Origin of the sequence: uncultured Pedobacter sp. (assembly GCF_913776295.1) — a bacterium.
In the GTDB taxonomy this organism is placed as follows: domain Bacteria; phylum Bacteroidota; class Bacteroidia; order Sphingobacteriales; family Sphingobacteriaceae; genus Pedobacter.
This window is the reverse complement of record NZ_CAJYOJ010000079.1, coordinates 127,534-142,469: the sequence shown is the minus strand read 5'-3', so window position 1 is coordinate 142,469 and position 14,936 is coordinate 127,534. Positions and strand designations below refer to the sequence as shown.

General features: G+C 41.2%; 10 protein-coding genes. 8 read left to right on the top strand and 2 right to left on the bottom strand.

All coding sequences use genetic code 11. The features are described from left to right. Positions 1-1,235: 1,235 nt before the first annotated feature. The 7 genes from QZ738_RS19225 (at position 1,236) to QZ738_RS19195 (ending at position 12,644) form a co-directional block, all read left to right on the top strand. On the top strand, positions 1,236-4,439 hold the full coding sequence (locus QZ738_RS19225) for a TonB-dependent receptor (RefSeq protein ID WP_293789590.1): 3,204 nt from the start codon (positions 1,236-1,238) through the stop codon (positions 4,437-4,439). 19 nt (positions 4,440-4,458) lie between these two features. After that, positions 4,459-6,363 (top strand): RagB/SusD family nutrient uptake outer membrane protein, encoded by a 1,905-nt coding sequence (locus tag QZ738_RS19220; protein ID WP_293789588.1) that lies wholly within the window; start codon positions 4,459-4,461, stop codon positions 6,361-6,363. A gap of 12 nt (positions 6,364-6,375) precedes the next feature. Next, positions 6,376-7,077, top strand: coding sequence for a DUF3823 domain-containing protein (locus tag QZ738_RS19215; RefSeq protein WP_293789586.1), 702 nt, complete (start codon positions 6,376-6,378; stop codon positions 7,075-7,077). 227 nt (positions 7,078-7,304) lie between these two features. Beyond that, on the top strand, positions 7,305-8,270 hold the full coding sequence (locus tag QZ738_RS19210) for a glycoside hydrolase family 43 protein (RefSeq protein WP_293789583.1): 966 nt from the start codon (positions 7,305-7,307) through the stop codon (positions 8,268-8,270). Positions 8,271-8,384: 114 nt separating this feature from the next. Next, entirely contained in the window at positions 8,385-9,422 is a 1,038-nt protein-coding gene (locus QZ738_RS19205) for a glycoside hydrolase family 43 protein (protein ID WP_293789581.1), read from the top strand. A 16-nt stretch (positions 9,423-9,438) separates the two neighbouring features. Beyond that, positions 9,439-10,518 carry a cellulase family glycosylhydrolase gene (locus QZ738_RS19200; protein ID WP_293789579.1) on the top strand — a complete coding sequence of 360 codons (1,080 nt, stop codon included), beginning with the start codon at positions 9,439-9,441 and terminating at the stop codon, positions 10,516-10,518. Positions 10,519-10,793: 275 nt separating this feature from the next. After that, complete coding sequence (locus QZ738_RS19195) at positions 10,794-12,644, top strand: glycoside hydrolase family 2 protein (RefSeq protein WP_293789577.1); 1,851 nt, start codon at positions 10,794-10,796, stop codon at positions 12,642-12,644. A 246-nt stretch (positions 12,645-12,890) separates the two neighbouring features. Here QZ738_RS19195 and QZ738_RS19190 read toward each other — a convergent pair whose 3' ends face one another. Continuing rightward, the gene (locus tag QZ738_RS19190) at positions 12,891-13,334 is read right to left on the bottom strand and encodes a GNAT family N-acetyltransferase (protein WP_293789575.1); all 444 of its coding nucleotides are present in this window, start codon (positions 13,332-13,334) and stop codon (positions 12,891-12,893) included. Positions 13,335-13,405: 71 nt separating this feature from the next. Next, positions 13,406-14,221 carry an MOSC N-terminal beta barrel domain-containing protein gene (locus tag QZ738_RS19185; protein WP_293789573.1) on the bottom strand — a complete coding sequence of 272 codons (816 nt, stop codon included), beginning with the start codon at positions 14,219-14,221 and terminating at the stop codon, positions 13,406-13,408. 54 nt (positions 14,222-14,275) lie between these two features. Here QZ738_RS19185 and QZ738_RS19180 point away from each other — a divergent pair, with 54 nt between their 5' ends. After that, positions 14,276-14,638, top strand: coding sequence for a hypothetical protein (locus QZ738_RS19180; protein WP_293789571.1), 363 nt, complete (start codon positions 14,276-14,278; stop codon positions 14,636-14,638). The last annotated feature ends 298 nt before the right edge of the window (positions 14,639-14,936 follow it).

The window sequence follows — 14,936 nt, the reverse complement described above, 5'->3', positions numbered from 1 at the left end:
TTGATGCCAAAAAGTAAGAGCCATTCGGCGGCGGTAAGCCGAGGCAAGACTGGGCTGTATGGCATAAGTAATTAGTTACGTCATCTATATTGATTTTTATAAAATAAATTATCCCTCAGGATGACGAATTCTAAAAAAACGGTCGTCATTCCCGCGCAGGCCTACCGTGTGGACACAATTAATTATGCTATTTTTCTTCCGCTCTATGCCGCGGAGGCATAGTACTTTGGAGCGCCAAAGTACCCAAAGCGCTTCGTCAATCCAACAATGAGCCTTTTGCGCAATTCCATGCGCATCAAAAAAACAGCGGCACTTCGTTTAATCAGTTGTGCTTGTGTTTTTTTTGGTCTGATTGAGCTCTGCGGGGTTTGTGTTCAATCTTTTTTTTAAAAAATAAATCATCGTTATGAACACAAAACCACTGCGTTTAAGGTTTGTTAGTGCAAGTTTATCTGAACTGCTACTGTTTTTTTGATCTCCCTGGCTCTTGGGATTGACAGCGTCCTTAGCTAAAATCCATGCTTTATTAAAGTTGGTTAGCAAAATGCCCATACGATGCTTAAAAAAGATGTGTCCACATGATAGGAGCAGGCAAGAATCTAAAAGCTTATTGTATCACAATTATCTTCGATGAGTAATCCGTGGTTCCCAATCAAGTTAGGAATGAAGATACCATACTATATATTAACTTGTTTCTTAATCTATCAAGCTAATCCATTGATAAAGACCCTAAGCTGAACTACCATTGACGTTATTTTATAATCACTTATTAAGGAGTAGAATGCGGCATCATGCATTTCCGTATAGCTAGGCCATAGCACCGTATCACCGTTTTACTTAAAACCGGCCTAATAAATTTTTCGGACTGCACTGTTCTAGCCATAACACTGGCTTTGAAAGAAAAATTTTCAGCCGGCATTTTTTGTTACTTTTTGATGCCAAAAAGTAAGAGCCCTTCGGCGGCGGTGAGCCGAGGCAAGAATTGTGCGAAGGAAAAAACGTCAATCATATCGATTTTTATATCATAAATTATCCCTCAGGATGACGCACTGATCAGCATTTCTGTGTTTCTGAGCCTCCGTGGCTAAACAAGCTTTCCTCATCACAAATCGAGACAAAATGAAGAAAGATTGATACAAATGTATATCCCTATGAAAAACTAAAAACCGAATCTTTGAAAAGAATTAAATGCAACTAAAACCATTTACTTCAGTCATAACCAAATCTAACCAAATATGAAAAGAAGTTTATTTTCCTATGAGGGCTTTGTAAGCCCGGATCGGTACTTGCTTCAAAAGATCTTTCTGAAAAGCAAAATCCGCTCTGCTATTTTAACCTCACTTACGTTATTCTTATTTTCATTTCAGCTGATTGCACAGGAAACAACTACTGTTACGGGAACTGTTACTGACGAAAAGGGCGAAACAGTTGTGGGTGCCAGCATTAAAATTAAGGGCACCAGCACGGGGGCAACAACAGATGCAGATGGAAAATTTAAAATTCAGGTGGCCGATAAAAATGCGACCCTGATTTTCATTTATGTAGGTTATGCCAATCAGGAAATTCCACTGGCAGGCCGTTCGCAGCTTAATGTTAAACTTAAACCTTCCAATAACGATCTTTCAGAAGTGGTGGTAGTGGGTTACAACACACAGAAAAAGGAAGCCATAACCGGGGCCATTTCCTCCATCAGTAGTAAAGACCTCGAAAAAGTACATGGTGGATCAACCGTGAGTACGGGCCTTGCTGGTAAATTGCCAGGTGTATCGTTCAGGATGCCTGATGGCAGACCGGGATCAAGTGCCAATATCCAGATCCGTAACATGGGCAATCCATTGTATGTTATAGACGGGATTCAGCAGGATGCCGGTCAGTTTAATAATATTTCTCCAAATGATATTGAAACCATTAGTGTACTAAAAGATGCTTCGGCCGCTATTTATGGCAGTAGGGCCGCTAATGGGGTAATTTTGGTAACTACTAAAAGAGGTAAAAACAGTACGCGCAATACCTTTAGCGTTGATGCTTATACCGGATGGCAGAACTGGGTACGTTTCCCTGAAACAACCGATGCTTATCAATGGATGTTGGGCAAGGCTACTGCAGAATTGAATCAAAACGGCAAAACTGATATTACCCAGGCGGAACTGGATAAGTGGAAAGCAGGAACAGAATATGGTTATCAGAGCCAGAACTGGAAAGATATCATCATAGCGCCCAATGCGCCACAATCTTCTATTAATTTAAGTGCTTCAGGGGGCAGTGATAAGGTAAATTATTACTTTTCTGGCACACACTTAGATCAGAAAGGGGTATATGGAAAGGCCAGGGAGTTCGATTTTAAGCGAACCAATATTCAGAGTAATATTGAAGCGAAAATAACCGATCGTTTTAAGGTCGGTATGTTGATTAATGGCCGTATAGAAAGCCGCGATCAACCGGGCGTACCCGGTGGAGACGACTACTGGGCCGCTCGTTTTGCATTATTGAGAAACAGGCCAACAGAGCAGGCTTATGCCAATGGCAACCCTGATTATCCGAACGATATCGGGCATAATACCGAGCAGTTTGCCGTACAGAGTAAAGCCTTAAGTGGATACTGGAAATCAGACTGGAGGGTTTTACAGACCAATTTATCTGCAAGTTATGATACACCTATCAAAGGATTGGAAATTAAGGGTTTGTATTCTTATTATATCGCCGATAATATAATCAATGGCCATGAGTATACCTACAATGTATATACTTACCACCCCGAAACTGGTATTTATGAAGAAAAAGTAGGAAGCTCTAATCCTTACCGGGAACGTAGAAACGAGAAAATATACACCAATACCTATCAGTTACAGGCCAACTATAACCGCACTTTTGGCAAACACACTATTGGTGGCGTTTTGGTAGCGGAGCGTTTAGACCGTTTCAGGACCTATACTTTCCAGCATGCCGTACCACAAACCAATATTTTACCTGTTTTGCAATTTGCGGATATGGACGGGCAGGACTTCGCCGATATCCAGGAGGAAGAAGCCCGTATCGGATATGTGGCCAGGTTAAACTATAACTATGACAATAAATATTACCTTGAACTTTCTGGCCGCCGAGATGCTTCCTGGAAGTTTGCTCCCGACAGACGTGTAGGTTATTTCCCTTCCGCATCCATCGGCTGGAGAATTACCCAGGAGAAATTTATAAAATCGCTTTTAGGTGAAAGCACAATCTTAACTGATTTGAAACTTCGTGCCTCATACGGTGTGTTGGGTGATGATGATCTGGGCATCGATCCTTTTGCCTATATTCCGGGATACCGCTACAACCAGGGTACTGTGATCTTGGATGGAAAAAATATCACCACTTCAAGGGATAAGGGACCCGTTATCAATAACCTTACCTGGTTTAAGAGCAAAATTACAGATATCGGTCTTGATTTTTCATTGTTCAACAGCAAACTTAGCGGAACTGCAGATTATTTCTACAGGCAACGTACTGGTTTAAAGCAGGTTAAAAATGATGTATTGGTACCAATCGAACTCGGCTACCCATTGGCGGCAGAAAATCTGGAAAGCGATGCGCAGTTCGGTGCCGAATTTGCTTTGAACTATAGAGATAAGATTGGAGAATTCAACTACAACGTTGGTGGAAACATCTCCATTAGCCGGAGAAAATTTTTAGATCAGTACAAACCGCGTTATGGCAACTCATGGGATAATTACAGAAACAGCTATAATCAAAGATATACCGATATCTTTTGGGGATATGAAGTAACCGGGCAGTTCCAGAACATTGACGAGATCAATAATTATAAAGTAAATATTGATGGCCAGGGAAACCGCTCGTTATTGCCCGGTGATTTAATTTACAAGGATCAGAATGGCGACGGTGTCATCAACGATCTGGATCAAAGGCCAATCGGATATACCACAACGGGCCAGCCAAATATCGGCTTTGGTTTCACCGTTGGTGGTTCTTATAAGAACTTTGATTTTACAGCAGATTTTTCAGGCGGTGCGATGTACTCGTGGAACCAGAACTGGGAACAGCGCTGGGCATTCCAGAATACGGGTGCTTTATTGCAGAACTTTGCAGATGATAGCTGGCACCGTACCAATCCTTACGACCTGAACAGCGCATGGATCCCAGGCAAATACCCTGCGTTGCGTTTTAATGATGGCGGACACAGCAATTACAACAAAAACTCCACTTTCTGGCTGCATAATGTAAGGTATCTACGCGCCCGTACGCTTGAAATCGGTTATACCATACCAAAAAGATGGGCCGAAAAAATCAAGATCCAGAATGCCCGGGTTTATGTAAACGGATACAACCTCTTTTCTATCGATAACCTAAGCGATTATGGTGTAGACCCTGAAATTGCAGATGATAACGGATTGCAGTACCCACAGAACAAGTTTTTCAACATCGGACTTAAATTAACGCTGTAACATGAAAAAGACTAATCAGATGAAAAAAATTATATATGCATTTGCTGCCATTGCCTTTTTAAGTTTTGCGCAGTCGTGTAAAAAAGATTCAGCATTTTTAGATAAACAACCTACCAGTACCCTGCCTATTGATGCGGTGTGGAAAGATCCTAATCTGGTATTAACCGTTGTTGGCGATCTTTACGACCGTTATCCGGATTACCAGACCATTGAAGCCTGGTGGACTTTTACAGATTTTGACGAAGGTTTTGCATCTGCCAGCGGTGATTATTTTCGACACCAGAACTTAGAGTACGGTTACGATGCCTGGAGATATTGGGATATGGGCACTTATGGATATATCCGCGACCTGAACATGTTTATAAAACGTGGTCAGGAATCTACCGCTTTAAAAGCAGAAGACCGCGACCGTTTCCTGGCCGAAGCACGTTTCATCAGGGCGGGCGTATACTTTGAAATGGTGAAAAGAATGGGCGGTGTGCCACTGATTACAACTGTTTTAGATTATGATTATAGCGGCGACCCAAGCTACCTGCAGTTTCCAAGGGCAAAAGAAACCGAAATCTATGATTTTGTGATTGCTGAACTGGAAGCGGTTAAAAATATATTGCCCGATAATCCATCGGTACAGAGCAGGGCCACAAAAGCTGCGGCATTGGCCATGGAATCAAGAGCGGCATTGTATGCCGGTTCAATTGCCAAATACAGCAATTCGCAGTTAACCTTACCTGGCGGAGAGGTGGGCATATCATCAAGCCTGGCCAATGGTTATTTTACCAAAGCATTGGCAGCAGCAAAAGAAATTATCGACGGCGGCAAATATTCACTTTACAAAAAGAACCCTAATTTATCCGAAAATTTTGCTGCGCTTTTCACCGATAAAGGCAACAATCCGGAAGTGATTTTTGCTAAAGATTTTAAATTAAAAACAAATAAAGTTCATGGTTTTACCATTGATAATCAACCGCGTTCTTCTGCGGAGGAAGCACAGGGCGGGCGTTTAAACCCATCCTTAAACCTGGTTCAGTCTTTCGAAAAACTGGATAATACCTATGCATCCATGGCTTCTGTAGATGGAGGTGGTAATCCGGTCTATTATACCAATATCACCGATATTTTTGCAGGCCGTGATGCACGTTTGGCCGGAACGGTGATATTGCCGGGAACACAGTTTAAAGGTAAAACGGTTGATATCTGGGCAGGCTATCAATTGGCAGATGGCGCTATCGTAACTGGCGACAATTTCGGACAGAACAAAACAAATGTGCTTCCTGGCAATGCAGGATCAGTACAGGTGGTAGGTGCTGACGGTCCGGTAGATGGATTGGAATTTAGTGCGCAATCAGGTTTTTATGTCCGCAAATATTTGGATCCGGCTACAGGATCAGGTCAGATCGGTACCCGGAGTGATGTTTGGTGGATCCGCTACCGTTATGCCGAGGTGTTGTTAAACGCAGCCGAGGCAGCCTTCGAACTGGGTGATGCCTCTACAGCAGCCAACTACCTCAAACAGGTAAGAGATCGTGCCGGTTTAACTACAGCCTTAACACCAGCGCAAATTACTTTCGACCGTATTGTACATGAGCGTAAAGTAGAATTCGCTTTTGAAGGACATGAACTGTGGGACATGAAACGCTGGAGACTGGCAGATAAAGTTTGGAACGGCAGTAACATGTCGGCAGGCGATTTTATTAATGCGACTAATATTGGTAGCGCAACACGCACCAGTACGCAGGTATTTGGCTTGTGGCCCTACAAATATTACAATCCCGGCAACGCCAACCATCTGAAATATATTTTTAAAGTGATAAAGCCAAGCCGCGTAACCGCCGCACACCGTTTCCGTATCGGTAATTATTACTCTTCAATTGGGCAGGATGTGCTTAACGGAAATCCTAAAATTGTAAGAAACCCTAACCAATAAGCAGATATAGATATGAAAATTAGATTTTATTTCATAATAGGGGCACTTATTGCCATACTTTTCGCTTCGTGTAAAAAAGATAACTATGATGCACCAGAAGCCGATTTCAACGGACGTATTGTATACAAAGGAGAACCCATCAGTGTTCAATATGGCCAGGTGAATTTCGAACTCTGGCAGTCAGGTTTTGGGAACTACTCTGCAATAAATGTGAATGTGAGCCAGGACGGCACCTATTCTGCCAAATTATTCAACGGAGATTACAAACTGGTTTTTTCACCCAATCAGGGGCCTTTTTTATGGAGAAAGAATGCCGCAGGGAAACAGGATACCATTGCCGTAAAAATCGATGGTAGTAAAACTATGGATATTGAGGTGATGCCTTACTATATGATCCGTGGAGCTACGCTCACCGCTTCAGCAGGCAAAGTAAATGCTTTTTGCAAACTTGAAAAAATCATTACCAATGCCGATGCCAAGGACATTGAAAATGTATCGCTTTATATTAATAAAACACAGTTTGTAGATGGCAGTAATAACATTGCTACCCAGCAAATCAGTGGTGCAGCCATCGCCGACCTCAATAACCTGAACATGAGTGTAACGATCCCGGGCATTACACCTACGCAAAATTATGTTTTTGCCAGGATAGGGGTTAAAATTGCCGGTGTTGACGATTTGATTTTTACGCCGGTAAGTAAAATAAGTTTTTAAACTTTCGAAAGGTACAATCTATCAGTCCAAAGATAAATCGTCATCTCGACTGTAGCATAGCGAAATGGAGAGATCTTTTTACCAGATTATAAATCAAATTTAAAAGATTTCTCCACTGCGGTCGAAATGACGATACTTTCTAGACTATTCACATTATTCCTCAAGGTGATGCTTATAATTATTAACAGATTCTATACCAATACCTTATCTTTATTTAATCATTGCCAATGAAATACATTTACGCCCTTTTTTTCTGTTTTTCATTGTGTTTCATCAGTAAAAAAATAGTTGCCAAACCGCTAAATGATACCTTATATCTTGCCGATCCAACCGTTTTTGTAGATAAAGGCACCTATTACTTGTATGGCACCAGCAGTGATCAGGGATTTTTGGTTTATATTTCAAAAGACCTTAAAAGCTGGAAGAGAAAGTCTGAAAACGATGGTTTTGCGTTAAAGAAAGGCGATGCTTTTGGGAACAAGGGTTTTTGGGCGCCACAGGTATTTAAAAGGGGAAATACTTATTACATGGCTTATACCGCTGATGAGCAGATTGCCATTGCTCAAAGTAAAAGTCCGTTGGGGCCGTTTAAACAGGAAACATTAAAAGCCATTTCAGGCACAGGTAAACAGATCGATCCATTTGTATTTACCGATATGGATGGAAAAAATTACCTCTATCATGTTAAACTTGATCAGGGTAACCGGATTTTTGTAGCAGAACTAAAAGCTGATTTTTCGGATATCATTCCGGAAACAACACAGGCCTGTTTAGCAGGAACTGAACCCTGGGAGAACACAGCTCAAACAGATTGGCCGGTAACCGAAGGACCAACAGTTCTTAAAAAGAACAATCTTTACTATCTTTTTTATTCGGCAAATGATTTCCGGAATCCTGATTATGCGGTGGGTTACGCTACTTCAAGCTCACCCAAAGGGCCATGGATAAAATATGCAGGCAACCCAATCATCAGTAAAAAATTATTGAAAATAAATGGTACGGGTCATGGTGACTTTTTTACCGATACAGACGGGGTGTTACAGTATGTATTTCACACCCATTATAACAATCAAAAAGTATCACCAAGGGCTACTGCTATTATAAAAGCTGCTTTTGTAAGTGAAAGAAGTGGAGGTAATCGTCTGCAGATCGATCCTGAAAGCTTTCGCTTTTTAAGGCTTGGGATAGATTGATCTTGTAAAAATATTGAACCAGATAAGGGTGCTTTAAGAAAAGAAATTAATTTTAAAAGATAAAGAAAAATGTTGCAACCTGTGATAATAAACAGCAGGTGTAAAGTTCTAAAAATGAATATATTAAAAATAAACTTATTGTTTTTGTTATGCCTTTCATGGATGGAAGGGTTGAATGCACAAACATTCACTAACCCCTTGTTACCATCTGGTGCTGATCCCTATAGTTATTATAAGGATGGCTATTATTATTACACCCATACCACAGGCAACAGGGTAGATCTCTGGAGAACCAAAACCCTGGATGGTTTAAAAAATGCCGAGCGCAAAACCATCTGGAAGGCACCAGCCGGAACCCTGTACAGTAAAGAGATCTGGGCGCCTGAGGTGATGTTTTTAAGAGGAAAGTGGTATGCCTATTTCGCCGCTGATGATGGGAGGAACGAGAACCACCGCATGTATGTTTTAGAAAATGCTTCAGTCGATCCGATGAAAGGGGAATGGGTATTTAAGGGCAAAATTAGCGATCCTACAGATAAATGGGCAATTGATGGTGATGTAATCGATTTTAAAGGCCAGTTATATATGATCTGGTCGGGATGGGAGGGAGATAAAAACGGCAAACAGGAGATTTTCATTGCAAAACTTAAAAATCCCTGGACGGTAGATGGTCAACGGGTAAAAATCTCATCACCAAAATTTGATTGGGAAAAAAACGGCGATTTAGGCGGGGGAGAACATGTTGATGTAAACGAAGGGCCGCAGTTTTTGGTGCATGGAAACAAAGTTTTCATCATTTATTCGGCCAGTGGTTGCTGGACAGATTTTTATGCCTTGGGTATGCTGTGTGCTTCTGCAAAAAGTAACCTGCTCGATCCTGCTTCGTGGACAAAATTTAATAAACCTGTTTTTCAGCAATCGCCGAAAGATGGCGTTTATGCTCCCGGACATAATTCATTTTTTAAGTCGCCTGATGGCAAAGAAGATTGGATCCTATATCACGCCAATGATAAACCGGGCCAGGGCTGCGGAGGTTTCCGCTCGCCCCGGGCCCAAAAATTTACCTGGAATAGCGATGGTACACCAAATTTTGGAACACCGGTAAAAGCAGGAGCAAACTTGATATCTCCATCAAACCAAAACAAAAAATAATCAGATAAATACCGATATGAATTTAAAAAACTATGCGCTATCTGCTGCTTTAAGCCTGATCATCAGCACTGGCTTTGCGCAAAAAGCAAAAAAAAGTACCGAACCTGCTAAGGTTTGGCCAGTAGAAAAAGCCAATGCCTGGTACAAAGAACATCGATGGTTAACAGGTGCAAATTATATTCCTTCCAATGCCATTAACCAATTAGAAATGTGGCAGGCTGATACTTTTTCTCCTGATCTCATCGATAAAGAATTGGGATGGGCCGAAGGAATCGGCTTTAATACCTTACGTGTTTTTTTGTTCAGTAAAGCCTGGAGCCAGGATCCTGAGGGTTTTAAAAAGAGAATGGATCAGTTTCTAACCATTACTCAGAAACATGGCATTAAACCGATGTTTGTTTTTTTTGATGACTGCTGGAATAAAACTTCAGCCATTGGCAAACAGCCAGCACCAAAAACAGGCATCCATAATTCAGGTTGGTTACAGGATCCAGGTGATCCGGCATTTAAGGAAGAAGCCAATTTTCCGGAGTTGGAAAAATATGTTAAAGATGTGCTGAACCATTTTGCTCATGATAAAAGGATTTTGCTTTGGGATTTATATAACGAACCTGGCAACAGCGGAAAGTTAGAGGCCTCAATCCCTTTACTAACTAAAACCATCGGATGGGCAAGATCTGTCAACCCCGATCAGCCCATTTCCATTGGCTTGTGGAGCTGGGGTTTTGAAAAGCTTAACGAAATACAGTTGGCAAACTCGGATATTGTAACCTACCACAACTACGAAGCGCCAGAATGGCACCAAAGAACCATTGATCTGTTAAAAGCCAGCGGCCGACCATTAATTTGTACGGAATATATGGCGAGATCGCGGAACAGCCGTTTTGCTAACATTTTGCCGATGTTAAAAGAAGAAAATGTTGGAGCCATAAACTGGGGTTTCGCTGCTGGTAAAACCAATACCAAATATGCCTGGGATACCCCACTTGCAGATGGATCTGAACCGATTGAATGGTTTCACGAAATTTTTCAGCCCGATGGTACACCATACCGCCAGGATGAAGTTAACCTGATTAAAAAACTGAATAATAAGTAAAGTAGGATTTCTTTCTTATAAGTACTCACCAGGGCTCTCGCTGAAAAAATGGAAATGACGCTTTGAACTTATATTTTCTCATATATCTTATATGGTAAAAAGTATATGATTATCAGTATTTTATATAGGTGTCGTTATAAGAGAGCTTTTTCCGCCGACAGCTAGTCCCGTCTTTTCGGGGAAGCAATCTTACAACGATCGCAAACTGCATCTGCATTAAGATTGCTTCGTGCCTCGCAATGACGATTTTGCCTAAACACACAAATTGTAATCAAATGAATAAAAAAGTATCAATTATCTTATCACTGCTGGGGCTCTCGCTTTCCCTTTCTGCGCAGCAGCAAAACCAATCATGGTCAATGGTAAAAGGTAAAATCGCCTCACCATGGGCTCAGGAGGTTAATCCTAAAAATGTATTGCCAGAATATCCCCGACCTCAGCTTGAGCGTATGGGTAACTGGAAAAATCTCAATGGTCTTTGGGATTATGCCATTGCTGAAAAATCGCAACGCCCGGCCATTAATCAAGGCAAAATTTTGGTTCCTTTTGCTGTAGAGTCTGCACTTTCAGGTGTAGGCAAAACCGTTGGCAAGGATAGCCTCTTGTGGTATAAAACGGTGTTCACGGTTCCTTCGAACATGAAGGGAAAAGAAATTTTACTTCACTTCGGAGCGGTTGACTGGAGAAGCACCGTAAGTATTAATGGCAAGGAAGTAGGTAAACATGAAGGTGGTTTTGATCCTTTCAGCTTTAATATTACCCCATTTTTGAATAAAAGTGGTAACCAAACTTTAACGGTAGAAGTTTGGGATCCTACCGATGATGGCCCACAGCCGAGAGGAAAACAGGTAAAAAGACCAGAAGGAATCTGGTATACACCTGTAACCGGGATTTGGCAGACCGTGTGGATCGAAGCAGTGAATAAATCACATATCGATCACCTAAAAATCACACCTGATATCGACCAGCAAACGGTATCCGTTATTCCATCGCTAACCGGTTCAGGGGCAGATCAGGTTAAGGTATCTGCCTGGGATGGTACAACAAAAGTAGCTGAGCAGGTTGCTGATGGTAGCAGTGCAATCACATTGAAAATAGCCAATCCAAAATTATGGAGTCCAAAAAGTCCGTTCTTATACGATTTAAAAGTAGAACTGCTTGCCAAAAATAAAAAGGTAGATGAGGTAAAAAGTTATTTCGCCATGCGTAAAAGTTCAATGGGCAAAGATCAGAATGGTATTCAGCGCATGCTGTTAAACAATGAATTTGTTTTTCAGTACGGTCCGCTGGATCAGGGTTGGTGGCCAGACGGTTTATATACAGCGCCTACAGATGCCGCCTTGAAATTCGATATCGATAAAACCAAAGAAATGGGTTTTAATATGATCAGAAAACACATTAAGGTAGAACCGGCCCGTTGGTATTACTATTGCGATAAGGCGGGTATGTTAGTTTGGCAGGATATGCCAAGTGGCGATTTGGGTAATGGCTGGGAAAACCGTCCGGGTGTTTTAGATCATGGCTCCGATCAAAAAAGAACTGCCGAGTCAGAAGGTTATTACCGAAAAGAATGGGATGCCATTATCGAAGCCCTATACAATGTGCCGTCAATTGTGGTATGGACGCCTTTTAATGAAGCCTGGGGACAGTTTAAAACCGTAGAAATTGCCAAATGGACCAAAGAGAAAGATCCTTCAAGGCTGGTCAATACTGCCAGTGGGGGTAACTTCCATCCGGTAGGCGATATCATTGATCTGCACAACTATCCACACCCTGCTATGCCAAGTCCAGAATATTTTGGAAAAGATTACGCCCTGGTATTGGGTGAATTTGGTGGACTCGGACTGCCTATTGATGGCCACGTATGGCAACAGAAAAATAACTGGGGTTACCAGAGTTTTAAAAACAAAACGGACCTGTTTAACAAATATGCCCAGTTTGCAAAACGCTTGCAAGAATTAATTCCTTTAGGACTTTCTGCCGGGGTATACACCCAAACTACTGATGTTGAAGTAGAGACCAATGGATTGATGACCTACGATAGAAAAGACATCAAGTTTTCAGAAGCACAGATGAAAGCTTTGCACGATAAGCTATACCAAATTAACGTAACGGTGCAGAAATAAATTTATAAAATCATCATCTCGACTGACCTGTCCTTCGTTACATTGGCAGCGTTCACTGGTTCGGTCGTCATTGCGTGGAGGAACGACAAAGCAATCTCTCATACTAGTGATTCTAGCCGTAAGATTGCCAGCCTGTTGCCGGCAGGCTTCGTCAGCTAAAAAGCCTTCTCGCAATGACGATTTTTTGAGTTATGCTGCCTCATCGGCTAAGCACCAGGTTTCTCTTGATCATAGATATATCGCTTTTTATGCCTTTAAAGCCATAGAAAGTACCGGGAAAGGTTTTCCGGCTCCATCTACCTCACTCCGTTCAATGGTGACGAAACCCAGTTTTTGATAAAAACCTAGTGCCTGTTTATTCTGCTCATTTACATCCACCATGTTCACATCATGTTCTTGTTTCGCAAAATCAATCAGTCTTTTGCCCAATCCTTTTCCCCTTGCATCAGGGTGGATAAAAAGCATCTGGATCGATTTACCGTTAATGCCTGTAAAACCCATAATTTCCCCTTCAACCTTGATTTTATATAGTTTTACCTGATCAAAATACTCATTTAAAATCAACCATCGGTAACCAACAATATCTTTTTCAGCAAGAAAATGGTGTGTGGCCCTCACCGAGCTTTCCCAAACCGCAATCAGTTTTACGTAATCGTTTTTGCCGGCGGCTTCTATTATTGCTTCCTTCATTGGAAAGTAGTTTTTAAACATTCTATATGGTTAATAAGTTAATTTGTGAAGTATTTCTTATATCTCCCATTTTACCTGTTCCAGCTCACTACTTTAATTTCATCACCAACAGAGATTATTCCCTTTTGCTGATGCAGTAAATTCTGCCCGAACATGATTTTTTTACCCACCGTGCGGTAACTAGCCAGTGTTTTTAAAGGCTCATGTCCTTTCTCACCGGTTTGCTGGTCGATCGTAATAAGTACGCATCTGGAGCATGGTTTTACAGCAGTGAATAAAATTTCACCGATGTAGAAATCCTTAAAATGATCTTCGACATGGGCTTCACCTCCGGTAAAAACAAAGTTTGGACGAAAACGGTCCATTTTAACTGGTTCCAGGAGTTTTTCATTAAGTTCATCAAGCGAAGACTGACCAATGAGCAGGCTAGGATAGCCATCAGCAAAACTTACTGTTTCTCCGTTTTGTGCATAATCAAGGTCAACCAGTCGCCTCTCGGCTAGTGGCATCTTTACCAACTTAACCTTAAATTTCAGGAAATCAGAAAACCAGTCGCTAACTGTTTTATTTACTTCAAGTGCGGTAACTTTATCGTTCCAGATCACGACAGAAATCTGCTCGCCGCAATCTTCATCGATAAAAAAGGATGTAGCTGGCCCAGTCAATGTTTTATGGGAAACAATTATTTGATTATTTGAAACATTGACTTGTAATAAGGCCAGTTCGAAATGCTTTCTTTGCGTTACAAATATGCCATCCTCATCAACAAGCATCCATCTTCTATCGTGTTGTAAACCGCTTTCCTCAAGCTTTGCCTGTTGTAAGCTAATGCCTCCCAGTGATTTAATGGGGTAAATGTACAACCCGGAAAGGAAAAATTGATTCATGCCATAAAGATAAAAAACACATCTTGGATTTAACTGTTGTCTTAATTACATTAGGTGCGAAAACAATATAAACCGACAGATCTGTTATCGAATGTCCGGAACGATTACATGAATTTAAAAAATACCCTTTTAAAGCAAATTTTAGTACGGATAGCCTTATTGGTTTTACCTTTACTTGGGGTATATCTGATGATGGTTTTTACTTACGATCCCCATAAGTACTGTACCGCTAATGAACACCGGCATACCATGGGGCCGGTAGGTTATTTGGTTTTGGGTGTTTTTGTAACCATGGTATGGGTTTTGGCCATCGTTTTTGAACTGATATGGCGTTATTTCAAGAAAGACTGGAAAATTTCCATTACAGTATATCTCTTACTAGTACTGGCCATCTCTTTGATTATCTTTTTGGTATAGAGAGATCTAAAAACCAGATTCCCTTTTTGAAACATGTCTGCCACAGGTCGTTTTAAAGCTATAAATTATTCCAAAATAGAAGTTGTTTATCAGCATAAATTGCTTTCCCGGAGAATGATCTATTGCGTAACAGTCGATACCATAGACTGGAAAATTTTTAAAAATAATATCCCTGGAGCGGTCGTCATTCCCAACTTGATCCAATTGTTTGGGGATGACAGCCACACCAATGTATTCTGTTGATAGTAGCTTATCGAATGGTACTTTTTAATGAACTAAAATGTTTCGACAAGTTCAA

What these genes read in the sequence shown, in the direction of transcription:
- QZ738_RS19210 (WP_293789583.1), top strand. Translation starts at nt 7,305, where the DNA reads ATGAAATACATTTACGCCCTTTTTTTCTGTTTTTCATTGTGTTTCATC.
- QZ738_RS19190 (WP_293789575.1), bottom strand. Translation starts at nt 13,334, where the DNA reads ATGAAGGAAGCAATAATAGAAGCCGCCGGCAAAAACGATTACGTAAAA.
- QZ738_RS19225 (WP_293789590.1), top strand. Translation starts at nt 1,236, where the DNA reads ATGAAAAGAAGTTTATTTTCCTATGAGGGCTTTGTAAGCCCGGATCGG.
- QZ738_RS19215 (WP_293789586.1), top strand. Translation starts at nt 6,376, where the DNA reads ATGAAAATTAGATTTTATTTCATAATAGGGGCACTTATTGCCATACTT.
- QZ738_RS19205 (WP_293789581.1), top strand. Translation starts at nt 8,385, where the DNA reads ATGAATATATTAAAAATAAACTTATTGTTTTTGTTATGCCTTTCATGG.
- QZ738_RS19220 (WP_293789588.1), top strand. Translation starts at nt 4,459, where the DNA reads ATGAAAAAAATTATATATGCATTTGCTGCCATTGCCTTTTTAAGTTTT.
- QZ738_RS19185 (WP_293789573.1), bottom strand. Translation starts at nt 14,221, where the DNA reads ATGAATCAATTTTTCCTTTCCGGGTTGTACATTTACCCCATTAAATCA.
- QZ738_RS19200 (WP_293789579.1), top strand. Translation starts at nt 9,439, where the DNA reads ATGAATTTAAAAAACTATGCGCTATCTGCTGCTTTAAGCCTGATCATC.
- QZ738_RS19195 (WP_293789577.1), top strand. Translation starts at nt 10,794, where the DNA reads ATGAATAAAAAAGTATCAATTATCTTATCACTGCTGGGGCTCTCGCTT.